The organism is Bacillus sp. FSL M7-0307 (assembly GCF_038627835.1).
Lineage (GTDB): Bacteria > Bacillota > Bacilli > Bacillales > Bacillaceae > Bacillus > Bacillus altitudinis.
Window position 1 is genome coordinate 1,945,026 of record NZ_CP152023.1, and the last position, 21,609, is coordinate 1,966,634.

Below are 21,609 nucleotides of genomic sequence, written 5' to 3' on the forward strand. Positions count from 1 at the left end.
TGATCACCTCTACAGTTTTGGTAACAACTTATTATGACATGATCCGCCTGCAAAAAAAAGCAAACTGCTTCGTCTCTTTAATGAGAATTCGCTGTTTTTTTCATTCGCAGTTGAGAGGTTGTAAATAGTAAAATCGCCACCCAAATACAGAGGAATGTCACGATTTTTGCTGCAGATAAGTGTTCGTGATACACAAACAGCCCCAAAAAGAGTGTAATGGTCGGTGCAATATACTGCAAAATACCAACTTGGTATAAAGGAATTCTTTTGGCCCCTTCAGCAAATAAAAGAAGCGGTACAGCTGTAAAGACACCTGCAAAAAATAATAGCCCAAGAGAGCCGAAGCTGCTCGGATTCATCGTGACAACAGGTTCTTTTAAGAAGAAGAATAAGTAAACAAGCGCAGCTGGTGCAAGAAGCAGTGTTTCAATGGTTAATCCAATGGCACTCGTAAAACTCATCCTTTTTTTAATCAGTCCATAGAACCCAAAACTAAAAGCCAATACGAAAGCCACGACAGGAAATGAGCCGTACTGAACAGTTGAGATGATGACCCCAGCTGCGGCAATGAGAATGGCGGTGGTTTGCATTTTATTCAGTCGTTCTTTTAAGAAAATGATGCCTAGTAAAACTGATACAAGCGGATTAATATAATACCCTAAACTCGCTTCCAGCATAAGATCGTGATTTACCGCCCAAATATACACATACCAGTTGACCGAAATTAAAATAGCCGATAAAAGTAATGAAAAAAGTGCTTTTCCATCTATCATCAGACCTTTCACAGTCTGCATCGCTGGACGGACTTGCTTTAAATATAAAAGAATACCGCACATAAAAATAAAGGACCATACGATTCTGTGCGCTAAAATTTCGCCTGACGAAATATGCTCCATCAGTTTCCAATATAATGGGAACAACCCCCATAATGTAAAAGATGCAGCCGTATATAAGACACCTTTTGATTGTTGTTCGTTCAATCTAACCATTCCTTTCTAAACCTATCGTATATTATAGCACGCACATCACATTATGGGCATATACTAATTCAGGGCATTTAGAAAGGATGATTTGCATGTTTGACTGGAACCGATTATTCCCTTTTCAAAAGCAATTTTCAAAAGAAGCGTTAAAAAATTCAGACCCTAAAGACGTTGAGCAATATGTCAATCAAGTCATGGAAAGTGTTTTCGGCTCCAATTATTCTGCTCAATTCCCCTTTCAGGATCCGCTGTCTCAGAAGCAGAAAGCAAGAGAGACAGACGATAAAAAAAAGAAAGAGCCGAATGTTGAAGTATTTGAGACGACAGATCACGTGTTTGTCAAAATAGAGCTCGATCGTCCGAACACTGAAAAAGTAAAAATCAAACATACAGCCAATCTGCTGTTTATTGATCATTTTCCTGAAGAGAATAAACAAAAGAAGGTTGTCCTGCCTGCTGCTGTGAAAAGAAAAGGAACGAAGGCTTCGTATCAAGATGGTATTTTAGAAATTATGTTTTTAAAGCATGATGATCCAGGCATCTCTGAAATTGATATTCCATTATAAAAAGCCTGCTTTGAAATGGAAGCAGGCTTACTCTTTTTTCTTAATAATATGGTGGATATCCGCCGCCATAAGGTGGTGGAACAGGCGGTGGTGGTGGCGGGTAATATGGACGAGGATAATTAAAAATCGCACTTCCTAGAAATCCGCCAAGCAGTCCGCCGACTAAAGGAGCGCCAAAACCAAAAAACAAAGGGACTCTAGATTCATATGGCGGAATGCCAGGGGCACCGCCTCGAAAATACGGAGTATGAGGGTACATGCTTTTCTCCTCCTTTGTCATGTGCCTAACATCAGCATATTCATTAGGAGACAAAACGTTTGGGCAAACCTAAAACTAAGCTTGCTCCTTTTTTACATGAGATCCAGCATACTCCCCTGCCCAGCGCGATACTTCTCCGAACACACCATGTAATGCACTTCCTTTTTCGGTTAGACAATAGATGACTTTGACTGGCGTTTCAGGAAGTACAGTGCGCTTTATGATTCCTTCTTGCTCAAGTTCTTTTAAGCGTTCTGCGAGCATTTTTTGACTGATGGATGGAATAATGTCCGTCAGGTCTTTAAACCGCTTCGGACCATCAAGCAATACATGAATGATGAGACCATTCCACCTTTTGCCAAGAAGTAAAAAAGCTTGCTGAATGTTTGGACATAATTGAAATTCCATATTTTTCAGCCTTTCTTTTCATGATCGTTTGACAAACTAACGGTATACAATTTAAAATATATCTCTAGTTACAATAAGTAAGTTTCTCACTTTTTTATTTATTGTACCATACTATTTGCAAAAACGGGAGGAAATATCCATATGGCGAGCGATCAAAAAACGATTGACATTTTAAAAGAAAGAGCTTCAGTAAAAGAGTATGATACAACTCATGAAATGACAAAAGAAGAGTTAAAAGAGCTTCTTGATATCACAACAAAAGCACCATCTGCTTGGAACCTTCAGCATTGGCATTTCACTGTTTTCCATAGTGCTGAATCAAAAGCAAAACTTCTTCCAATTGCTTATAACCAAAAACAAGTCTCACAAGCATCAGCTGTGATTGCAGTGCTTGGTGACCTTGAAGCCAATCTAAATGGTGAAAAAATCTACAGTGAGCTAGCAGAACAAGGTTTCATCACAGAAGATATTAAAGAAACACTGATGACACAAATCAATGGTGCTTACCAAAGCGAGCAATATGCACGTGAAGCTGCTTATTCAAACGCTTCGTTAGCTGCTATGCAATTAATGATTGCGGCGAAAGCAATGGGATATGATACATGCGCAATGGGCGGTTTCAGCAAAGAAGCGTACGTGAAAGAATTCAATGTGAGCGGTCGATACGAACCAGTGATGTTGATTTCTGTCGGCAAAGCAGCAAAAGAAGCTCATAAAAGCAATCGTTTTGACATCGAAGAAGTATCTGATTTCCTATAAAAAACGGCACAGTCTCAGCTTCATGCTGGGGCTTTTTTATTTGCTCTAAATATTATTTTTCCATACTTATTTTCAAGTCTTCCTTTCTCACTCTTCACTATTTACCTCTTTTTAAAAATGAAAGCGTTATATTAGTATGATATTCATAAAAATGATTGTTTTTTCTGAAAATGGTCTTGTGATCTAATCTGACAACTGCTATTATTATGAAATTACAAAATATTAGAGGAGGAAAACATGAACAAAAAACTGATACTGACACTACTCATCGCGATTCCATTCATTGGGCAGCTTGCACTGCTCCCCTTTGTGAATCGTATTCATCCATTTGTCATCGGGCTGCCCTTTTTCCACTTCTGGCTCTTACTATGGATTGTACTCACACCCGTTTGCACATTTATCATTTACAGGATGCAACATTCAAATGGAGGAACTGACGAATGCAAGGAAACTTAACAGCTTTATTGATTACTGCAAGTATTATTTTCATCGTCGTGGTCATCGGTTTTGCCGCTGGTCGTGATAAATCATCAAGACAATCAGTAGAAGAATGGTCTGTTGGCGGGAGAAAATTTGGCGGGCTTCTCGTCTGGTTCCTTGTTGGCGCAGACTTATATACTGCTTATACCTTTTTAGGGCTCACAAGTACAGCTTATACAGCGGGAAGTGTTGCTTTTTTCGCTATCCCCTATTCAGTTCTTGCTTATTTTATTGCGTATTTCTTCTTACCAAAACTTTGGACGGTTGCAAAAAATCACAAGCTGACAACACTTGCTGATTATGCACGTGAGCGATTTGACAGTAAACTGTTATCCAGTTTGATTGCCATTGTCGGTGTACTCATGCTCATTCCATACATTTGTCTTCAGCTCAGCGGGATTCAAGATACGTTAACTGTCGCTGGAACGGGTTATATTAATGTGAATGCAGTTGTTATGATTTCATTTATTTTAGTTGCACTTTATACATTTTTCAGTGGTATTAAAGGTCCTACATATACAGCTATTATTAAAGATATTCTTGTTTGGGTAATCATGCTCTTTATGGTGGTTTCCCTCCCGATTATTCATTTTAACGGCTGGACGCCGATGATGAATACGTTAGCTAAGGAGGCCCCACAGCTTCTGACGATACCTGAAGGAGGCCCTAAAGGCATTTTGTGGTTTATTACCGCATCAGGTGTTTCTGCACTCGCATTATTTATGTGGGCTCATGCAGCAACTGGCGTTTTCACAGCCAAAAGCGCAGATGCCATCCGTAAAAACAGTATGTTTTTACCTCTTTACAACATTGTATTGATTTTGGTCATCTTCCTTGGCTTCATTGCCTTTTTAGTCTTACCGGAAGATACAAATCCAAGATTTGCTCTTCTTCATTTAATTCAGACGTCATATGGCGGCGTGATGCAGGGGCTTGCGTATTCAACGATTGCACTTGCTTCTCTCATTCCATGTTCGATCATGGCCATTGGGGCGTCGAATTTATTTGCCAATAATTTGTACCGTGATTTAATCCATCCAAATGTGTCACCTAAACGGTTAACGATCATTACACGTTCGATGGTATTTATCGTGATCGGGCTTGCTCTTTTATTCGGTATGCTGTTCCCGACTGCGCTTGTCACGCTTCAGCTGATCGGTGTTTCTGGAATGGTTCAAATTTTCCCAGCCATTGCCATCAGCTTATTCTGGAAAAAACAATCTAGAGAAGCAACGATCGCAGGGCTCATCGTAGGAATTATCGTTACCTTTACAGCGAATATGACACAAATGACATTCGGCCTTTATGAAGGCTTTCTCGGCTTACTAGCAAACGTTGTGGTCATCTTGATATTGAATCCATTCTTCCAGAAGAATGTCGCATCTAATTCTGTGACAAGTGATTTGTTTGAAAAGAATGGGAAAACAACGGAACCTGTGGCTAAAAAAGCGTAACACAAGAAAAAAGCAGTCCCCTGATGAGGACTGCTTTTTCTATTTCATTTCTTTTTTCAACACTTCAATGGCTTTTTTCATTTGCGTGTCATTTTTCTTGAGCTTATCTTGGATGTTTGTCATCAGTACCGTCGTTGTGTCCCCTGTCAGAATACCATCAGCCTTTAGATTGTGATCTGATTGGAAACTTTTCACGATCGACTGGAATGCTTGATCATATTCTCCATTGGCTTTTGCTTTGTAGCCAAGCGCTTGGAACATTTTTTGAGCTGCTTTGACTTCATCTCCATGATCATTCAGTTGATATGTCTTTTTCGGACTTAAGTATGGCAGCTTCGCATAACTCGGCAGAGATGCTTTCACCTGTGGCTCAATTCCTTTTTTGTGAATCCAAGACCCGTCTGGTGTCAGCCACTTGGCAATGGTTAATTTCACACTAGAGCCATCATTGTAGCTTTGCGCATTCTGAACAGTTCCTTTACCAAATGTCTTTTCTCCAACAAGTTGAATGCTAGAGGATTGGTGTAGAGCCGCCGCCATAATTTCAGCAGCACTCGCTGAACCACCGTTTACAAGGACAACTGCCGGCTGATGAACTTTACGTTCTTTTTCCGCTTTGTACACTTGTTTCTTCCCTTTTTCCTCAACTTGCATAATGACTTTTCCTTTATCGATAAAGTCATTGCTCATTTCAATCGCTTCTGTCATAATGCCGCCTGGATTATCTCTCAGATCAATGACAAAACCTTTTGCCCCTTTTTTCTCGAGGTCATCAATCGCTTTATCCAATTCTTTAGACGTGGTTTCAGCAAAAGAAGTGATTTGGATTTCGCCTATTTTATCTTTTGTTAGTTTTGCATACACCGTTTCAAGCGGAATGGTATCTCTTGTGATCGTGACATCCACATTTCCAACACCTTGTCTGTTCAAATGCAGTTTGACATCCGTTCCTTTTTTCCCTCTGATAAGAGAAACGGCTTTATTCACTGACATGCCTTTTGTACTTTTACCATCCACTTTTAAAATACGATCATGAGGTTTCAAACCAGCTTTTTCAGCAGGAGAGCCTTTAATCGGTGCGACAATTAAAATTTGTCCATCCTTCTCTTCTACTTGTGCACCAATTCCTTCAAATGAAGATGAAATCGTGTTGTTAAATCCTTCGGCTTCCTCCTGATCCATATATGTAGAGTATGGATCATCAAGTGATGCAATCATTCCTTGAATCGCACCGTCTACTAGTTTTTGATCATCCGTTTTTTCGTAATACTCGTTTTTTACCTTCGTATATGCAGCCATGAGTTTACTAAACTTCTCATCTCCTGAAACGCTGACAGCACCTTGTTTTGTCATAACAAATGTAATCGCTGAGGAAAGCGCTGCTGTCACCAGAATGGCTATCACGAACTTGAATTGTTTTTTCAAAAAAACACCACCTTTATCTCCTTTCATTATTATCAAGGACGATTCTTCATCCGTCAACCAAAGGATCAAACTTCTATTTGAAAAGATAAGCCATTTAGCCCTGCAATGCATAATCTTTAGAGAGAAACATGATAAGGAAAGAAGGGATTCCATGAGTGACTATGTAGAAATGCTTGCCTATTTTGGTGTATCAGGTGCCCATCCTGGTGGAATTGAGCTAACAAAAACGATGATTGAGCAACTAAACTTGACGTCTGAAGATCGTATACTGGATGTTGGATGCGGCACAGGACAAACAGCCGCATATTTAGGACATTTAGGTTATGAAGTAGAGGCGATTGATACACACCCTTTGATGATTGAAAAAGCCAATCTGCGATTCGAGCGGGAACAACTACCTTTCCGTGCACAGCAAGCATCGATCGAACACCTGCCATTTGCGGATGACTCGTTCTCTCTACTGATCAGTGAATCTGTTTTAAGCTTCACCCATTTACCTGCTGCGCTTGCTGAGATGAAACGGGTACTTGCTCCTGGAAAACAATTGATCGCTAATGAGGCTGTGTTAAAAGTGCCGCTTCCCTCAAAAGACCAGGCAGCCATTCGGGAGTTTTATGGGTTTCACTCCCTCTTTTCATTTTCTGAATGGCAAAAGCAGTTAGCGTCCGCAGGATTCCGTGAGATTCGGATTCTCTCATTCGATGAGCACATGGTGCAAGAGGAGCCGACCGAAATGGAATTATCAGATCAAATACCACCTTCTCTTTATGATACATTGCAGACACACTATGACCTGATTCAAACACACCGAGAACATCTGAGTCACCTTGTATTTGAATGTACAGTATAAAATGAGCGAATCTCCTATATGTTTTGTCCAAACTCTATGAAGTCTTTCGCATAGGATAAGAGTGAAAAGAGTTTGTCATAAGGAGGAAAAACATGGAGCGCTACTATAAACTTTGTCAGCAGCATATGGGGAAAGTAGCTAGAATTACTGATCGAAATGGCAGAGTACATGTTGGACGTATTGAGCGGGTGTCAAACCGCAAAGTTTATATCCGGCCAGTCGGCGGGTCCCGCGGGGGCTTTGGTTATGGATATTACGGAGGTTATTATGGCTGGGGTGCAGCTTATGGCATCGGTCTCGGTTTTATTACCGGCTTCGCTTTAGCAGGTTTGTTCTTTTTTTAAACGGCGTATAAAAGAAGGCCTCCCAGCTTCGGGAGGCCTTTTATTTGTTTATATTTTCTTCACTTTGTTCATATACTCTTCGAATGTTAAATCATGATCATGCATCGCTTTTGCAGCTTCTTTCCCTACATAGCGCAAGTGCCACGGCTCATATTCATATTTCGTGATGTCTTCTTTCCCTTTTGGATAACGGATGATAAAGCCATATTTATAAGCGTTTTTGGCTACCCATTTACCATCAGGTGTTTCACCAAATTTTTCAGAGATTTCAAAGCCGGCACTTTTTGAGGAAATATCCATGGCAAGACCTGTTTGATGTTCACTTTCGCCTGGTAAGGCTACGGCTTCTTGGGCTTTTTCTTTCCCTTTTAGTTTCACTTCACTATCAAAAATGACTTTTTGACGATCATAGGAACGATAGCCAGATACTGCAGCAAGCTCAAAGTTTTCCTTTTTAGCACCTTTGAATAACTTTGCAAGTGCCTCCGCTGCTTCTTTTCGAATATATCGTTTTTCAATATCCTCTGAAAAAGAGAATTCCACTTTTGGTACAACGAGATCAGAAGGTTTATAGGTTCCTGGCAGTGCATATTCTTTGTTCACTAAAGCAAGCACATTTTCAGGGTTTTGAATGGTCTTCAGTCCGCTCACTACCTTGATGTCATTGAAATATTCACTCTTTAACGTCAGCTCTTGATTAGATGAATCTGCCGTATCGTTTGAGTTTTGCTGGGATGATGAACTTGCTGCGTTCTTTTGTTCGTTTGTTTTGTTAGATTCAGTGGTACCGCTTTTCTGATCCAGCAACTGGCAGCCTGATAATGCGGCCGTCAAACCAAGAATCGATGCGATTGAGAGTATTTTATAGCTTTTCTTCATGACATACCTTCCTTTTGCTCTACTAAAAAAATAAAGATGCGCTACATCGTAGCACACCCTTTATACTATTATAAAACAGAATCTAGTGCAATTAAGATCATTTCGTCAAATGTCGTTTGACGCTCTTCAGCAGTTGTTTCTTCTCCTGTTAGCACATGATCACTCACTGTCAGAATCGACAACGCTTTTCTGCCAAATTTTGCAGCAAGCGTATAAAGAGCCGTTGTCTCCATTTCAATCGCTAGAATTCCATATTGGTCCATCAGCTCAAGTGGTTTTTCATTATAAAACTGGTCTGCTGTAAATACATTCCCAACACGCACAGCTACATTTTTCGCTTCTGCTGTGTCGTAGGCTTTTTTCAGTAAACCAAAATCAGCACATGGTGCGTAATCAATCGGTCCAAATGCCACACGGTTCATTTGAGAATCTGTTGATGATGTTTGAGCTAAGATGACGTCACGTACATTGACATCCTTTTTGATCGCTCCGCAAGAACCGACACGGATTAAGTTTTGAACATCATAGCTTTGGATCAGCTCATTCACATAGATCGAAATAGACGGTACGCCCATTCCAGTACCTTGTACAGAAATGCGTTTTCCTTTATATGTCCCAGTATAACCATACATGCCGCGCACTTCGTTATAGCACACTACATCTTCTAAATATGTATCTGCAATATATTTCGCACGAAGCGGATCGCCTGGAAGCAATACCGTTTCTGCAATTTGTCCTTTTTCTGCTCCAATATGTACACTCATTTTTTAGCCTCCACTTACGTTTAACATGTGTTTAGTCCCATTTATTATAAACGATTGAGATCAAAAAGGAAAATACCAGCTGAAAGTAAAGCTGGCATCGTCGTTTATATTTAACTCATCGTCATTAGGCGTTCACTGCGTTTCCATCCTGCCGGAAAGAGCTGGTAGTAACACTTCCCTTTTTTCTGATCATCAATCACAACGATATCCCCTGTTGTGATAAACCGTGCATTGTAATCATTAGGGACTGTATCTTGTACATTAAATGTCGAGAATGCTTTTTCCAGTACATCAAGGTGTGTCCTGCCGCCAATCTTTGTCCGGTACACAGGCTGATGTCCGCTTGCAGCACCATATTCAGGTGTTTGGTAGATGGTTAAGTGATAAGCTGAAGGTTTCTTTTGAAAAAATCTCAACGTCAATTGCATTCAAATCCCTCCCCTTTTATATAAAATTGGCTGGGATCTATGAATTTCCTTCTTCTATTTTTGTCGAATGACGGACAATTTTTCGTCAATCTTTTTACATATGAGAAATAAAGCTAGTCCTATCGCAAAGCCTCCTGCTACATCAGTGACATAATGAACACCGATATACATCCTGCTGATGCCGATCATCAGCACACAACATCCTGTCACCATGTAGACTGCTTTTTGTCTCTTTTTCAGCCACGGAACCATTTCAATGAATAGATAGGCGATAAATGGATAGATCGTTGCTGCATTCATAGAATGTCCGCTCGGAAAGCTGTAATAGGTCTCATTCACTAGATGATCAAAGGCCGGACGCTCTCTAGCAAACAGTCCTTTCAGTTCATGATTGACCGTTTTTTCTGCTATATATAGTAGAAAAAGCAGCATAATAGAGTGGTAGCGTTTATACATAAACAGCATCACGCTAAAGATGAGCATGATTGGGACAAGCAGCGCACTGATACCAAAGTCAGTCAAAGTCAGCATGACATCATTTAAAAAAGGAAGTCTAATGTTCTCAAACGATAAGATGATCTGGTTGTCCAATTCCTGAAACTTACCAGATACCATAAGCGCAGCGATGGCGCCAAACAAAAGGAAAAAAATGATCACATACACGCGAAACAATTCCCCCTCCCTTTCTACTCAGAATCTCTTCAAAGTATAGTGCCTACCGTGCCTCTTCTTCAACTATCATTGCTTTCCTCAGCATATATTCAAATGTAATATCGGCAAGCTCAAACGTTTCCAGCTCAGATGGTATGTACCCTCTTTTGACCAGCTCCATGTAGAAGAATTCTGCAATTTCCTCTGTATCAATCACCAAATCTGCTTCTTTCATTGCTTTCCGCCTCCTTTTTTATGATGTATGAACGTCGCCTTATTTTTATTACAATTTGTCATAATGGCTCATTCCATACATATAAATGCAGTAAACGAAAAGAAAAGGGGCATGAGGCAATGAAATGGTTAAGCATATTAGATGGTCATACTTTTGATCAGGTGATGGGCCGTATCTTGAGGGGATGGTTTTATGTGATTGCTTTTTTCTGTGTTCCTTACTTTTTATTCGTGTTAGGACAAGTCTTCTTTTAACCAAAATGCTCGTTTAAACTTTCCAAAATAAAGTCCATCATATCCTTATATTCTGGATCATTGAAAAATTCATAGAGAATTTTATAATCATTGTAAATATCAAGAAGCTCATCCACTATAGATACAGCGAGAAATTCTAGTGATGCTTCGCTTTCTTGTTTCTCTTCTAACTGTAATAGAGCGGTTTGCACCATATCTTCCTCTATTTCTTTTGAGGTTTCTCCAACGTAATGCACAAAAAGAAGCTGATGAACAAACTGATCCATCTCATATTTCCTTAGAACAAGCGTCAAGTCTTCTTCTTCTGTTTCCAGCCATTCTCCGTCTTTTAACCTTGTCAGTTCATAAATGACATCTTCCCAGCCATCTTCAAGGTAACGCCATATTTCAGTCCGATGACCAATGATTTTAAATAGCTCTTTCCCGTAATCCTTTACATATACAACATCGCCAATGAGGAACTCATATTCAATGTCCAGCTTTTCTGTATCTACAATCACCCCGTCGTACTCATCGTAAAGCTGGAGTGATGTTTCAAAATAAAGCACCTCATTATGATTGACCTCATATAGATAATGTTGGTCAATTTGATGGACTTTTGTTATCGTTCCAACTGTGCCGTACATGACAACGACGACAATATCCCCTACTTTATATTTTGGTGCTTTCGCCTTCATTCTGTCTCCCCCTTGCCCGACTTTTGGTCTTAACGTATCGTATGCCGGCGCAAGGAATTCTGCATGGGCAACCACACCATGCAAAACGCCATTTTATTTCTTCATGAAAAAACCGCTTCTTCCATACGGAACAAGCGGTTGTGTGTGTTATTTTTTTTTGACTTCTACTTCGTATTGCTCAAAAGCCTCGTCAAATGTCGTCATGGAGCTTAAATAGTCCCCATTTAACTCTAAATAGGCACATAGCTCATGATAATCAGTGGATGCTTTAGGAAAGCTGTGATCTTCATAAGCAGCATTTGCAAAATGACTGATTTCATCCTTCGGTTTTGGATGTCTGTACTTCATTAAATAATGGTAAAACGACTTCACCTGTTTTTCCCTCCGCGACACTCTATTTTGTTGTTATATTATACAGGAATTTGATGACTTGTATAGGCGGAGGTACAACTTATGAAGAAAAATCAAAGTAATTTCGCTTTAATAACCGCTCCATGCTCATTAATTCTGCATATGAGATTTTTTCTGGAAGCTTTGTTTGATCGACTAAAATTAATTGATCTTCTATCTCTTTTACTGTCTCATCCTTCTGATACGTCATCCCGCAATGCGTGCAAGAAATCGAAGGCGTTTCCAAAATCTCAATCGATTGTGTGCCCGTGATGAGTTCCCAATAGACTGTGGTCTGTCCTGCGTTCGCTTCCTTCTCCTCACACCAATCACATGTCAGCAACGTTATTTCTCCTCCTTTACGGTTTGTTCTTTTTTGAGCTGGGCTTGATATTTCTTCTCTTTTAATTCATCTCGTTTTTCACGTTTGTTTTTGAGCGTATCATGTTCAGGATTCGTTTCATAAGACTCTCTTCGTTTCATTCGGCTTAAATTTTCAGGCGTAAAGGATTTTGCTTCATCCTCAAATAGAGCTGTCACGCCAATGGCCGGTTCTTTCTTTTCTTCATAGATTTCATTAAAATACGCATCCGCTTGGCCGGCGACGTAATGTTCTGGCTCTGGATAAGAGGTGATCACACCTTCAAAGTTACGCAGGACCACTTTCTCTGGGCTTTGAGATAATAAATAATTTGGCTGTAAGGCGATCTTCCCCCCTCCGCCTGGTGCATCTACAACAAAGCTTGGCACGGCATAACCACTCGTATGTCCTCTTAAGCCTTCAATGATTTCAAGGCCTTTTGAAACAGGTGTTCTAAAGTGGCCGATCCCCTCAGATAAATCACATTGATAAATATAATAAGGTCTGACGCGAATCATGACGAGATCATGCATCAGCTTCTTCATAATTGGAACACTGTCGTTAATTCCCGCTAGAATCACCGCCTGATTGCCAACAGGCACGCCAGCATTGACAAGGCGCTCACACGCTTCTTTCGCTTCTTTTGTGATTTCAATGCTTGTATTAAAGTGAGTGTTCAGCCAAACTGGATGATATTTTTTCAAGATTTCACACAATTCATCTGTTATTCGCTGCGGAAACACGACCGGGGCACGTGTTCCAATTCGAATGATTTCAACGTGAGGAATGTCTCGTAAGTTTTTCAAAATGTATTCAAGCACTTGATCATTAATTAACAGCCCGTCACCGCCTGAAATTAACACATCCCGCACTTCAGGGGTTTCTCTAATATATCCAATGGCGGCATCTAATTGCTTTTTCGGCACGCCCATCCCGATCTGACCGGAAAAACGTCTTCTCGTACAATAGCGGCAGTACATGGAGCACTGATTTGTGACAAGAAACAGCACACGATCTGGGTAACGGTGCGTTAAACCTGGAACAGGTGAATCCTCATCTTCATGGAGCGGATCTTCAAGATCATATTTTGTTTTATGAAGCTCTTCTGCAATCGGTACAGACTGCATACGGATTGGGCATCTTGGATCATCTGGATTCATCAGTGAGGCATAGTAGGGTGTAATGTTGAGTGGAATGGTTTTCGTGGAAATCTTCACCCCTTCTTTTTCCTCTTCTGTTAAGTTCACGACTTTTTCTAAATCTTCAAGCGTTTTGACCGTATGCGTCAGCTGCCAAATCCAGTCGTTCCACTTTTCCTCGGGTACGTCCTTCCAAAGTTCAATGTCCTTCCAATGTCGCGCAGGTTGATACAGTTTTTGATTCATATCCATTCCCCCTATCAGCATTCACTTTATACTATGCAAGTTATGTGCCAACATGGGAAAATGCCCCTATTCTTTATAAAAGGAGCTTTTCCGTCACATTCAACTGTTTGAAGTGCCTACTTTTCGGCATCTGTATATTTTTTTAGCTTATACTGCAATGTTTGTCGAGGAATCTTTAAAGCGGCTGCCGTTTGCTTAATATTCCCTGCGTGCTTTCGTAAAGCTTCTTGAATCAGCGTTTGTTCAAATGACATCACTTGACTTTTTAATGAGGACTCTGGCGGATGACTTTCTATCTGATGCGTCCGCAAATGAGCAGGGAGATATGCTGGGGTGATTTCTTCTGCTTCCTTTGGCATCATCAAGACGGCATGCTCAATCGTATGTTTTAATTCTCTGACATTCCCTGGCCACTGATGGGCCATAAATACTTGGATAGTTTCTTCAGAAAGGCGGTTGACGTTTTTAGAAAATTGCTGATGATACGTTTGAATAAAGTGGCGGGATAACAGCTGGATATCATGCTTCCTTGTGCGAAGCGGCGGGATATGAAATGATGACACATGCAGTCTATAAAATAAGTCTTCTCTTAACATTTGTTTTTTAACGGCTTCAAATGGGTCGATATTGAGTGCCGTAATCACTCTGACATTTACTTGAACCGCTTTTGCATCACCTATCCGGCGGACGACACCATCCTCTAACACACGCAGTAGTTTTGTTTGCAGCGTAAGCGGCATCGCTTGCAGCTCATCAAGAAAAAGCGTACCGCCATCTGCTAACTCAAACAGCCCCTTGCGATCTATTGCGCCCGTATAACTTCCTTTGACAGACCCGAATAAAAGACTTTCAAGTAGCGATTCTGGAAGAGCAGCGCAGTTTTGTGGGATAAAGACTTGATCTTTCCGATCAGATGCATGAACAATCGCTTGTACGAGTACCTCTTTTCCTGTCCCAGTTTCCCCGAAGACCATAACGGATGAAGGATATGCAGCAGCTTTTTTCGCTTTCTCCAGCATTTCTTTTAAGTGTGGATCATTTGTTAAAAATGAAGAAAAATCATGCATTTGAGTGGTGCCAGGCGCACCATCCGTTCGCTTTTTTTGATCTAAACGATTCGAAAGTGCCGACAGCTTCGACACATCCTTCGCTACTTCTACCGCCCCAATTAACTTGCTGCCTTCTATAATGGGCAATGTGGTGTTGACGGTCTCAATTTTTTCTCCATTTTTGTTCAAATAGGTTTGCAAAGAATGATAAATGGGTTTTCCTGTTCTAAGTACATGCATGAGTGTACTTGTCTTTTCAGTTAATGAAGGATACACATCCAGTATGTACTTGCCAATCACCTCTTCTTTCGCTAAACAGTCGAACTTCGCTGCATTATGATTATAAAAGATGGTGACCCCTTGATCGTCTACAACGTGAATCGCTTCATCGATGGCTTCTAAAATTAATTCAAACCAATCCGCTCTTTCGACAACCTTCCCCACTATTTCCCCCTCACTTTCTATGCCGAAAATTCGGCACGTATTGCCCAATTTTCAGCGGCTTGATGATATTCAACGTGTTCCCCTATCCTTTTCACGTTTCGCTTTTTCCTTTCGATCTCCTGCTTTTTTCGTCAATTCGAAAAAAAGCACCCCTCTTATGAGGAGTACTTTCGTCCTGACATCTGATAAAGAGACAAGTCAAATTCCTGAAGTGACTCCATATACAGCGGCACAATTGGCTTTCCTTCTTGAAAAAATGCAAATTGAGAAGGCTGTAGTTTGATTGGCTGATGGTAAAATGCAAATATTTTCACTACCTCAGGGACAATCCGGCAAAAGGTATCATGCACAAATAAATAGACATCTTGTTTCCATTTGAACAGCCGTCTATTTGGCGGGCTGAATATTGGAGATACTTGAATGATGCTGCCTTCCTCAAACGTCTCCAGCTGCTCTTTTGTTACCGTGTATATCTCCTTTTGGTGAAACTGAAAATATTGCACATCACGTTTTGAAGCAAACCGTCTTTTTGTCTGATGTTCAATATAATAAAATGTTCTGCCGTTATCTGCGGTGACGACTGTATAATTTGGGACTGTCAGCGGCTCGTTCATTTCATATTTCATCGCACATAACGAGGGAACACGAATCGCACGCCTGTTTTTTTCATTCACCCAGCGCCTGTCAATACGATGAAGATATCCGTGAGCGATTTGATAATAAGCGCCTTCTCTTTCAATCACAGCTCCGTCAATTAAATCGTAGGGCATACTCGCAAACATATGATGGAATGATTGTGGCGTTTTATATGTGGTATCAAGTACTTCTTGTAATGGAAAGAACGCAGCAAAATGATTCAGTCTCATCCAAAACACAGAGTCAGCATGATGCCAATGTTTTGGTTCGTCAGCCCAGTATTGTCCATATTTTTCATGAATAAGCGAAAGCAGCCGGCTTCTATGCATAACAGAGCAATGGTCGACTTGAAAGGATGCATGCTCCAACACTTGATCTGCTTCTCGAACGAAGCTCGCCGTTTCCACCAAATGCTGATTCACATGCACGACACGCTGCGAGGAATAGACGATATCTATGTGAGGCTTCGATTGAAAAACCTCGACCATTTTCTCTAAACGATCTTTTCTGTATACTGTATCATCAGTTACATAACAAACCAGCTCACCTGTTATACGTGTTAATGCTTCATTAATTAGCGTTGCATAACGTACAGTCTTCAGCCGGTTTGCAGGATGAATTTGATGAGAATACAATTGAATGCGCTTATCCACTAAATAAGGCTGCATCTTTTGGATCGTTTCTTGTTCAGAGCCATCATCCATGATCAAAAGCTCCCAATGCTGATACGTTTGTTCTACCACACTCTTTAGCACACGTTCAATGAAATCAGGTTTGTTGTAGCTTGTTAATATCACTGATACTTTCATGACCATTATCCTTTTTTAAATAGATTAAAAAGCCCCCCAGCTGACAATGTTCACATAAGGAACACTTACTCTTAGCTGATTTGTCGCATTTTTAAAGACTGCTACTGAGTCAAACAATTGTACGACAACCACGTTTTGCAGCACATCTCCATTGACTAAATGAACACGCGGCAGCGGAATGCCGAGCTCAAGCCATGGGCGCAACAATTCTTTAATCTCTGACGCACTCCCTTCTTCACTTTCCTCTAAAAGATGAAGAAGAAGTATAATCAACACAACTTCAAGTATTCCTTCTGTTTCTAGTAATTCTTCGTTCCAGCCATTTAATAGTTGTTCAAATTCCATTCAGATTCCCTCTTTCTTCTCGTTTGATCTTTACTAGAGTATGAGGATCACTTCATTTAGCATCAGCATTTGAAAACATTTTTCAAAAATGTGTGAAGTCATTAAATGAAAAAAGAACAAGGAATGAGCATTCTGCTTATACCAAAAAAAGAGAACGGCATATACATAGTGGTGTGTTTGAATGGATGAAGAAAGGATGGGGAAAACATGAGCGAAAAGCGTGCCGAATTAAAAAAAGAGCTATTAAAGCTGTTTTTCAAACCGCTTAGTCATGCGTTAACAGTTAATCTCGAAGAAGGAGGAGTTCAAGTGGAAGAAAAATTGAACGATTTATTTAGTGAGGTAGCAGCTGAAGCATCACCTTCAGATTCTGCTACAACACTCGACGTATCTCAACCAGCAAGATGGATTTTCGCAAGACTTGCACCTGGAACAGTCATTAGCATTGTCATGGACTCAGGTGACTTAATCGGACCCGTTCAATTCGTATCATTCGATGCTTCAACAGGTGTTGTTTTCGTCACACAAGAAAGCTCTGTGACACCTACGGGCTCTGCAACGACTCTATTAGATGTAGATAAAGTAGAAAGTGTTACGTTCACATCTTAATGTGAGAGGGCCATCATGAAGCTTCTTTATATCAGCTCTGGCTACGGTGGAATCTATCAGATGTTCGATCAATGGATAGAAGATAGCTTCATTGATTCCCCCTTTTCATGCGTCAAAGTGGAAAGGGAAACTCTACCCGCTTATATGCACAAAATCCGGACATTCTCTCCGGATTTTGTTTTCATGATGATCGGTGATCATATTCCAACAGAACTGCTTCATCAATTCAAACAAGAAAAGATCCCCGTTGTACTGTGGATGACAGAAGACCCTTTTTATATAGATGTGTCAGCTGCATGCGTAAATGATGCACAGCTGATCTTAACGATTGACGAAGGTGCTTTGTCATTTTACAAACAACTAGGCGCTAATCACACGCACTACTTTCCCATTCCAACCAATACACACGTATTTCAGAAAAAAGAATCACCACATGAATCGTGCATCTATGACATTGCACTCATTGGCTATCCTTATCCAAACCGCATCAAAGCAATCGATACACTCTTACATCAAAACAAATGGCGCATTCTCGTAGCAGGAAAAGATTGGCATCGCGTGTTGAATAAATCACGCAGACGATATCGTGATCTCTCACTGATGACTCACTGGCTGAGTCCCGAGCAGATGGCAGACATCTATCAAACATCAGCCATTGTTCTGAATCCGCACAGGCCCGCACAATTTACCTATAATCAAAACAAAGTCAATGTTCAAAATATGAGCCTCAACAACAGAGCATTTGATATCGCTGCAAGCGGAGGCTTTCAGTTGACAGATCTACAACCGTCACAGTCATTTTCAAGCTTCGCTTTTTACACACATGAAAACGATTTGATTAAGCAGGTCGAGCACTATGTAAAAAATCCTCAACAAAGACAATCGGTTGCAGAGAACAATTACGAGCAAGTCGTTCGCTGGAACACATTTGATACGCTGCCTTACAGACTTTATGAAATAGTCAAAAGCGCCCTATGACCGGGCGCTTTTTCTAATTGACATCATCTTATGCCGTTCCTTCTGCATCTTGTCGAGCCAATAAAATCTTCTCTGCCTTTTTCCGATCTTCCTCACTTTTCACAACAAGCGATTGCGCATGATCCATCATATATGCACCAACAGATCCTTCTAAAAAGGAATGAATGCATTCTTTTGCATATGGAACATGAAACGCATAGACAGCTCCATTTAAACGTCCATACTTATAAGGGTGCTCCTGAGTTGGTACAAAAAAATAATGATTGTCCTTATACAGGCTGGCTTCATTGGTGTCATGAAGTGTCCAAGTTTCATTTGGATTTTCTAACGCCTCTGTAAAAGAAGCCGCACAATCATATCCTCCCTCTACTAGAAGCTGCAAGCAGTTCTCAATATCTGCCGTCTGCCTTAGTGGTGATGCTGGATGCAAATACAAAACAATATCAAACGTCTTTCCCTCTCGTTCTAAATAAGCAAGTGCATGCTTCACAGCTACTAAAGAAGGTGTTTGTTCCGTCACATGTGTGCTTGGCAGTTCAATGACATTTGCTCCATAGTGGGACGAAATGATTTGAGTATTCACATCCTCTGAAGATACGATGACTTCATCTAATTCAATCATTTGTAATAATGGCTGAATGGTCCAATAGATTAGCGGCCGCTCCGCCAATACGCGAATGTGTTCAGCATGATGCCCCTGCTTGCTGCTAAAAGCTGGTATCATGGCTAAAATACGATTTCCCCTATACATGTATGATCTTCTCCCCTCGTGCAGCTCAGTATCAGTGAATACATTCTGAGAGCTGAACTGATCGCCGTACTGAAGTCTTCAGGTGCCTCGCTATTCTACTTAATCTTCTATCTCTACATATTCTATTAAGTCGTCAAGCAGATGGTTATAATTGGTTCACCTAATTTATGCATGAAGTGGTTCTTTTCCTCAAACGTCTTCCTCTCTTTCACATATGATGCAAAGTAGAGAAATGAGAGTTGGGGGATTAGATATGTCCAAACAAATAGAAACGAGTTTGAAGACCTTTTTTCGTGACAAAATCATCTTGGTCACAGGCGGTACGGGTTCGATTGGCCGGCAGATTGTGAAAAAATTAACAGCCTGCTCTCCTAAAAAGGTCATTGTCTTCAGTAAAGATGACAGTAAACAATACATGATGAAAAATGAATATGCGGCAAATCCAGAGGTTGTATTTGCACTTGGAGATGTGAGGGATGCAAGCCGCGTCAGGCAGCTTGTCAAAGGAGTAGATATCATCTTCCATGCAGCTGCACTCAAACAAGTACCCACCTGCGAAGATAATCCGTTTGAAGCTGTCCAAACCAACATCATCGGCGGACAGCATGTCATCGAAGCAGCACTTGAACACGAAGTCAGTCATGTTGTGAACATTTCAACCGACAAAGCGGTTTCTCCGACAAATGCCATGGGAGCTACAAAATTAATTTCAGAAAAATTGTTTTTTCAAGCGAATGAAAGTATTTCAAATCAGAAAACGAGGTTTTGCTCTGTCCGGTTTGGCAATGTGCTTGGCTCAAGGGGTTCCGTCATCCCCATCATGCTTCAACAGTTGTTAAGTGAACAACCTCTAACTGTAACTGATCCTAAGATGACACGCTTTTTTATGTCTATTGAAGAAGCTGTATCCCTCACGCTTGAAGCAGCTATCATGATGAAAGGCGGCGAAACATTCATTCTCAAGATGGAGTCATTACAGCTGGCTGATCTATTGAAAGCATTTCATGAATATGCCGGTCAGATCAACGTTCCTTCTCCTGATATTCTCGTTGTCGGCAAAAGACCTGGAGAAAAACTTCACGAGGAACTCACATTCCCTCACGAGGGAGATGCACTGTTTGAACATGAACAATTTTATGCCATTTTACCAAGACCACATCTTCACCCTCATTTTCAAAAAGTCCATTTGACCCATTACACATCAAACGAAGCACCGCTCATTACAAAAGAGAAGCTGTTTCACATCATTGAACAATTACATCATACCCACCATAAAAAATAAAAAAATCGTCACACGGAAGCAGATGACTTCCGTGTGACGATTTTTAAAATCAATTATTGAAAGATGTGTTTCAAATGGCCATAGCCTTCTTTTTCAAGATCATCCTTCGGGATAAACTTTAAAGCGGCTGAATTAATACAATATCGAAGACCGTTTGGCCCTGGGCCGTCAGGGAATACATGACCAAGGTGAGAGTCGGCCGTCTTGCTGCGAACTTCTGTCCGCACCATTCCATGGCTCGTATCTACTTTCTCTTCTACCTCTTGATCTTCAATCGGTTTTGTAAAACTTGGCCAGCCGCAATGGGCATCAAATTTATCTAAAGAAGAAAACAATGGTTTGCCTGAAATGATATCTACATAAATGCCCTCTTCCTTATGATCCCAAAATTCATTTTGAAATGGCGGCTCAGTGCCATTATTTTGCGTCACTTCGTACTGCATTCGGTTTAATTCTTTGATGCGCTGCTCTTTTTCGTTAGCCATTATTTATCACTCCAATGAGATTGAATAAAACCTGCTCTGCCCGAACCGACATGGTATCGTTCGTAGTGCATTTTGTTCTTTTTATAATAATGCTGATGATATTCCTCAGCAGGATAAAAAGGACCAGCCCCTAAAATTTCTGTCACGATTGGCTTTTGGAAAATTCCACTTTGGCTCAGCTGCTCTTTTGATGTTTCTGCAAGTTGCCTTTGTTTTTCATTATGGACATAAATCCCTGTACGGTAGGACTCTCCTCTATCACCAAATTGTCCTCCATCATCTGTTGGGTCTATTTGCTGCCAATATAGTTCTAATAGCTTCTCATACGGAAAAACGTCTGGATCAAAGGTAATTTGAACGGCTTCTCTATGGCCTGTCGTATTTGTACATACTTCCTCATAGGTTGGATTCACTGTATGTCCGCCAGTATACCCTGATTCAACTTTGATAATGCCTGGCTGTTCATCAAAAGGTTTAACCATACACCAGAAACAGCCTCCAGCAAATGTGGCTAATTCTTGTTTTTCAGACATATTAGTGCCCCCTTCATTTAAAAAATGGTATCATCATATTATAACATGATAAAAAATAATGAAAATGATACGACTTGTATACCTAAAAACAAAAGAAAGCATTCTGTCGTATCTTAAAATATAATGGGGGTTTAAT

At 40.6% G+C, this 21,609-nt stretch carries 28 protein-coding genes; 9 read left to right on the forward strand and 19 right to left on the reverse strand.

Annotated elements, in window-relative coordinates; all coding sequences use genetic code 11:
* Positions 1 to 77: 77 nt before the first annotated feature.
* Positions 78 to 989, reverse strand: a complete 912-nt coding sequence (rarD, locus tag MHI41_RS09755) for an EamA family transporter RarD (RefSeq protein WP_234922828.1) — start codon at positions 987 to 989, stop codon at positions 78 to 80.
* Positions 990 to 1,075: 86 nt separating this feature from the next.
* On the opposite strand from rarD, the gene MHI41_RS09760 reads away from it, so the two are divergent.
* On the forward strand, positions 1,076 to 1,549 hold the full coding sequence (locus MHI41_RS09760) for a spore gernimation protein GerT (protein WP_046526872.1): 474 nt from the start codon (positions 1,076 to 1,078) through the stop codon (positions 1,547 to 1,549).
* A gap of 40 nt (positions 1,550 to 1,589) precedes the next feature.
* On the opposite strand, the gene MHI41_RS09765 is transcribed toward MHI41_RS09760, so the two are convergent.
* Together MHI41_RS09765 and MHI41_RS09770 are read right to left on the reverse strand one after the other, a co-directional pair.
* On the reverse strand, positions 1,590 to 1,808 hold the full coding sequence (locus MHI41_RS09765; RefSeq protein ID WP_003215921.1) for a hypothetical protein: 219 nt from the start codon (positions 1,806 to 1,808) through the stop codon (positions 1,590 to 1,592).
* Between the two features lie 75 nt (positions 1,809 to 1,883).
* The gene (locus MHI41_RS09770; protein WP_008346466.1) at positions 1,884 to 2,216 is read right to left on the reverse strand and encodes a winged helix-turn-helix transcriptional regulator; all 333 of its coding nucleotides are present in this window, start codon (positions 2,214 to 2,216) and stop codon (positions 1,884 to 1,886) included.
* Between the two features lie 141 nt (positions 2,217 to 2,357).
* Between MHI41_RS09770 and MHI41_RS09775 the strand changes: the two genes are divergently transcribed.
* The 3 genes from MHI41_RS09775 to MHI41_RS09785 all read left to right on the forward strand — a co-directional run bounded on the left by MHI41_RS09775 (position 2,358) and on the right by MHI41_RS09785 (position 4,909).
* Positions 2,358 to 2,975: a nitroreductase family protein gene (locus tag MHI41_RS09775; protein ID WP_113747251.1), complete on the forward strand. Its 618-nt coding sequence runs from the start codon at positions 2,358 to 2,360 to the stop codon at positions 2,973 to 2,975.
* Between the two features lie 237 nt (positions 2,976 to 3,212).
* On the forward strand, positions 3,213 to 3,431 hold the full coding sequence (locus MHI41_RS09780; RefSeq protein WP_008346461.1) for a DUF3311 domain-containing protein: 219 nt from the start codon (positions 3,213 to 3,215) through the stop codon (positions 3,429 to 3,431).
* Positions 3,416 to 4,909, forward strand: coding sequence for a sodium:solute symporter (locus tag MHI41_RS09785; RefSeq protein ID WP_342494164.1), 1,494 nt, complete (start codon positions 3,416 to 3,418; stop codon positions 4,907 to 4,909). Before MHI41_RS09780 ends, MHI41_RS09785 begins: the two co-directional genes overlap by 16 nt.
* A 39-nt stretch (positions 4,910 to 4,948) precedes the next feature.
* On the opposite strand, the gene MHI41_RS09790 is transcribed toward MHI41_RS09785, so the two are convergent.
* Entirely contained in the window at positions 4,949 to 6,334 is a 1,386-nt protein-coding gene (locus tag MHI41_RS09790) for a S41 family peptidase (protein ID WP_342494165.1), read from the reverse strand.
* Positions 6,335 to 6,485: 151 nt separating this feature from the next.
* On the opposite strand from MHI41_RS09790, the gene MHI41_RS09795 reads away from it, so the two are divergent.
* Together MHI41_RS09795 and MHI41_RS09800 are read left to right on the forward strand one after the other, a co-directional pair.
* On the forward strand, positions 6,486 to 7,184 hold the full coding sequence (locus tag MHI41_RS09795) for a class I SAM-dependent methyltransferase (RefSeq protein ID WP_281215246.1): 699 nt from the start codon (positions 6,486 to 6,488) through the stop codon (positions 7,182 to 7,184).
* 92 nt (positions 7,185 to 7,276) lie between these two features.
* Positions 7,277 to 7,528: a hypothetical protein gene (locus MHI41_RS09800; RefSeq protein WP_008346452.1), complete on the forward strand. Its 252-nt coding sequence runs from the start codon at positions 7,277 to 7,279 to the stop codon at positions 7,526 to 7,528.
* Positions 7,529 to 7,576: 48 nt separating this feature from the next.
* Here the strand turns inward: MHI41_RS09800 and MHI41_RS09805 are convergent, their stop codons facing one another.
* The 12 genes from MHI41_RS09805 to cgeC form a co-directional block, all read right to left on the reverse strand.
* A complete protein-coding gene (locus MHI41_RS09805; RefSeq protein WP_007500752.1) occupies positions 7,577 to 8,407 on the reverse strand; it encodes a M15 family metallopeptidase in 831 nt (276 codons plus the stop codon).
* A 68-nt stretch (positions 8,408 to 8,475) separates the two neighbouring features.
* A complete protein-coding gene (gene deoD, locus MHI41_RS09810) occupies positions 8,476 to 9,171 on the reverse strand; it encodes a purine-nucleoside phosphorylase (RefSeq protein WP_007500754.1) in 696 nt (231 codons plus the stop codon).
* A 110-nt stretch (positions 9,172 to 9,281) separates the two neighbouring features.
* Complete coding sequence (locus tag MHI41_RS09815; protein WP_148944120.1) at positions 9,282 to 9,599, reverse strand: hypothetical protein; 318 nt, start codon at positions 9,597 to 9,599, stop codon at positions 9,282 to 9,284.
* A gap of 54 nt (positions 9,600 to 9,653) precedes the next feature.
* Complete coding sequence (locus MHI41_RS09820; protein WP_281215247.1) at positions 9,654 to 10,262, reverse strand: phosphatase PAP2 family protein; 609 nt, start codon at positions 10,260 to 10,262, stop codon at positions 9,654 to 9,656.
* A 52-nt stretch (positions 10,263 to 10,314) separates the two neighbouring features.
* A complete protein-coding gene (locus tag MHI41_RS09825; RefSeq protein WP_065460573.1) occupies positions 10,315 to 10,485 on the reverse strand; it encodes a YozD family protein in 171 nt (56 codons plus the stop codon).
* 250 nt (positions 10,486 to 10,735) lie between these two features.
* Positions 10,736 to 11,416: a hypothetical protein gene (locus MHI41_RS09830; protein WP_125590358.1), complete on the reverse strand. Its 681-nt coding sequence runs from the start codon at positions 11,414 to 11,416 to the stop codon at positions 10,736 to 10,738.
* A gap of 147 nt (positions 11,417 to 11,563) precedes the next feature.
* Positions 11,564 to 11,788 carry a YozE family protein gene (locus MHI41_RS09835; protein WP_003215834.1) on the reverse strand — a complete coding sequence of 75 codons (225 nt, stop codon included), beginning with the start codon at positions 11,786 to 11,788 and terminating at the stop codon, positions 11,564 to 11,566.
* 79 nt (positions 11,789 to 11,867) lie between these two features.
* Positions 11,868 to 12,149, reverse strand: coding sequence for a YokU family protein (locus MHI41_RS09840; protein ID WP_342494166.1), 282 nt, complete (start codon positions 12,147 to 12,149; stop codon positions 11,868 to 11,870).
* Between the two features lie 2 nt (positions 12,150 to 12,151).
* Entirely contained in the window at positions 12,152 to 13,552 is a 1,401-nt protein-coding gene (gene ablA / locus MHI41_RS09845; protein WP_056704357.1) for a lysine 2,3-aminomutase, read from the reverse strand.
* A gap of 116 nt (positions 13,553 to 13,668) precedes the next feature.
* Positions 13,669 to 15,045: a sigma 54-interacting transcriptional regulator gene (locus MHI41_RS09850; protein ID WP_342494167.1), complete on the reverse strand. Its 1,377-nt coding sequence runs from the start codon at positions 15,043 to 15,045 to the stop codon at positions 13,669 to 13,671.
* Positions 15,046 to 15,200: 155 nt separating this feature from the next.
* Positions 15,201 to 16,496, reverse strand: a complete 1,296-nt coding sequence (locus MHI41_RS09855) for a glycosyltransferase family 2 protein (protein WP_342494168.1) — start codon at positions 16,494 to 16,496, stop codon at positions 15,201 to 15,203.
* Positions 16,497 to 16,514: 18 nt separating this feature from the next.
* Complete coding sequence (gene cgeC, locus MHI41_RS09860) at positions 16,515 to 16,835, reverse strand: spore maturation protein CgeC (RefSeq protein WP_007500768.1); 321 nt, start codon at positions 16,833 to 16,835, stop codon at positions 16,515 to 16,517.
* A gap of 207 nt (positions 16,836 to 17,042) precedes the next feature.
* On the opposite strand from cgeC, the gene MHI41_RS09865 reads away from it, so the two are divergent.
* Positions 17,043 to 17,444, forward strand: a complete 402-nt coding sequence (locus tag MHI41_RS09865; protein WP_007500770.1) for a hypothetical protein — start codon at positions 17,043 to 17,045, stop codon at positions 17,442 to 17,444.
* 15 nt (positions 17,445 to 17,459) lie between these two features.
* Complete coding sequence (locus MHI41_RS09870; protein WP_342494169.1) at positions 17,460 to 18,422, forward strand: DUF3880 domain-containing protein; 963 nt, start codon at positions 17,460 to 17,462, stop codon at positions 18,420 to 18,422.
* A 28-nt stretch (positions 18,423 to 18,450) separates the two neighbouring features.
* Here the strand turns inward: MHI41_RS09870 and MHI41_RS09875 are convergent, their stop codons facing one another.
* A complete protein-coding gene (locus tag MHI41_RS09875; protein WP_282833911.1) occupies positions 18,451 to 19,173 on the reverse strand; it encodes an acylneuraminate cytidylyltransferase in 723 nt (240 codons plus the stop codon).
* A 253-nt stretch (positions 19,174 to 19,426) separates the two neighbouring features.
* Between MHI41_RS09875 and MHI41_RS09880 the strand changes: the two genes are divergently transcribed.
* A complete protein-coding gene (locus tag MHI41_RS09880; RefSeq protein WP_282833910.1) occupies positions 19,427 to 20,455 on the forward strand; it encodes an SDR family NAD(P)-dependent oxidoreductase in 1,029 nt (342 codons plus the stop codon).
* A 53-nt stretch (positions 20,456 to 20,508) separates the two neighbouring features.
* On the opposite strand, the gene msrB is transcribed toward MHI41_RS09880, so the two are convergent.
* Positions 20,509 to 20,940, reverse strand: coding sequence for a peptide-methionine (R)-S-oxide reductase MsrB (gene msrB, locus MHI41_RS09885; RefSeq protein ID WP_007500777.1), 432 nt, complete (start codon positions 20,938 to 20,940; stop codon positions 20,509 to 20,511).
* The gene (msrA, locus tag MHI41_RS09890; RefSeq protein ID WP_282833909.1) at positions 20,940 to 21,473 is read right to left on the reverse strand and encodes a peptide-methionine (S)-S-oxide reductase MsrA; all 534 of its coding nucleotides are present in this window, start codon (positions 21,471 to 21,473) and stop codon (positions 20,940 to 20,942) included. Before msrA ends, msrB begins: the two co-directional genes overlap by 1 nt.
* Positions 21,474 to 21,609 lie beyond the last annotated feature (136 nt).

Coding starts and splice junctions, on each gene's coding strand:
- rarD (WP_234922828.1), bottom strand. CDS start 989: ATGGTTAGATTGAACGAACAACAATCAAAAGGTGTCTTATATACGGCT.
- MHI41_RS09760 (WP_046526872.1), top strand. CDS start 1,076: ATGTTTGACTGGAACCGATTATTCCCTTTTCAAAAGCAATTTTCAAAA.
- MHI41_RS09765 (WP_003215921.1), bottom strand. CDS start 1,808: ATGTACCCTCATACTCCGTATTTTCGAGGCGGTGCCCCTGGCATTCCG.
- MHI41_RS09770 (WP_008346466.1), bottom strand. CDS start 2,216: ATGGAATTTCAATTATGTCCAAACATTCAGCAAGCTTTTTTACTTCTT.
- MHI41_RS09775 (WP_113747251.1), top strand. CDS start 2,358: ATGGCGAGCGATCAAAAAACGATTGACATTTTAAAAGAAAGAGCTTCA.
- MHI41_RS09780 (WP_008346461.1), top strand. CDS start 3,213: ATGAACAAAAAACTGATACTGACACTACTCATCGCGATTCCATTCATT.
- MHI41_RS09785 (WP_342494164.1), top strand. CDS start 3,416: ATGCAAGGAAACTTAACAGCTTTATTGATTACTGCAAGTATTATTTTC.
- MHI41_RS09795 (WP_281215246.1), top strand. CDS start 6,486: ATGAGTGACTATGTAGAAATGCTTGCCTATTTTGGTGTATCAGGTGCC.
- MHI41_RS09800 (WP_008346452.1), top strand. CDS start 7,277: ATGGAGCGCTACTATAAACTTTGTCAGCAGCATATGGGGAAAGTAGCT.
- MHI41_RS09805 (WP_007500752.1), bottom strand. CDS start 8,407: ATGAAGAAAAGCTATAAAATACTCTCAATCGCATCGATTCTTGGTTTG.
- deoD (WP_007500754.1), bottom strand. CDS start 9,171: ATGAGTGTACATATTGGAGCAGAAAAAGGACAAATTGCAGAAACGGTA.
- MHI41_RS09815 (WP_148944120.1), bottom strand. CDS start 9,599: ATGCAATTGACGTTGAGATTTTTTCAAAAGAAACCTTCAGCTTATCAC.
- MHI41_RS09825 (WP_065460573.1), bottom strand. CDS start 10,485: ATGAAAGAAGCAGATTTGGTGATTGATACAGAGGAAATTGCAGAATTC.
- MHI41_RS09830 (WP_125590358.1), bottom strand. CDS start 11,416: ATGAAGGCGAAAGCACCAAAATATAAAGTAGGGGATATTGTCGTCGTT.
- ablA (WP_056704357.1), bottom strand. CDS start 13,552: ATGAATCAAAAACTGTATCAACCTGCGCGACATTGGAAGGACATTGAA.
- MHI41_RS09855 (WP_342494168.1), bottom strand. CDS start 16,496: ATGGTCATGAAAGTATCAGTGATATTAACAAGCTACAACAAACCTGAT.
- cgeC (WP_007500768.1), bottom strand. CDS start 16,835: ATGGAATTTGAACAACTATTAAATGGCTGGAACGAAGAATTACTAGAA.
- MHI41_RS09865 (WP_007500770.1), top strand. CDS start 17,043: ATGAGCGAAAAGCGTGCCGAATTAAAAAAAGAGCTATTAAAGCTGTTT.
- MHI41_RS09870 (WP_342494169.1), top strand. CDS start 17,460: ATGAAGCTTCTTTATATCAGCTCTGGCTACGGTGGAATCTATCAGATG.
- MHI41_RS09875 (WP_282833911.1), bottom strand. CDS start 19,173: ATGTATAGGGGAAATCGTATTTTAGCCATGATACCAGCTTTTAGCAGC.
- MHI41_RS09880 (WP_282833910.1), top strand. CDS start 19,427: ATGTCCAAACAAATAGAAACGAGTTTGAAGACCTTTTTTCGTGACAAA.
- msrB (WP_007500777.1), bottom strand. CDS start 20,940: ATGGCTAACGAAAAAGAGCAGCGCATCAAAGAATTAAACCGAATGCAG.
- msrA (WP_282833909.1), bottom strand. CDS start 21,473: ATGTCTGAAAAACAAGAATTAGCCACATTTGCTGGAGGCTGTTTCTGG.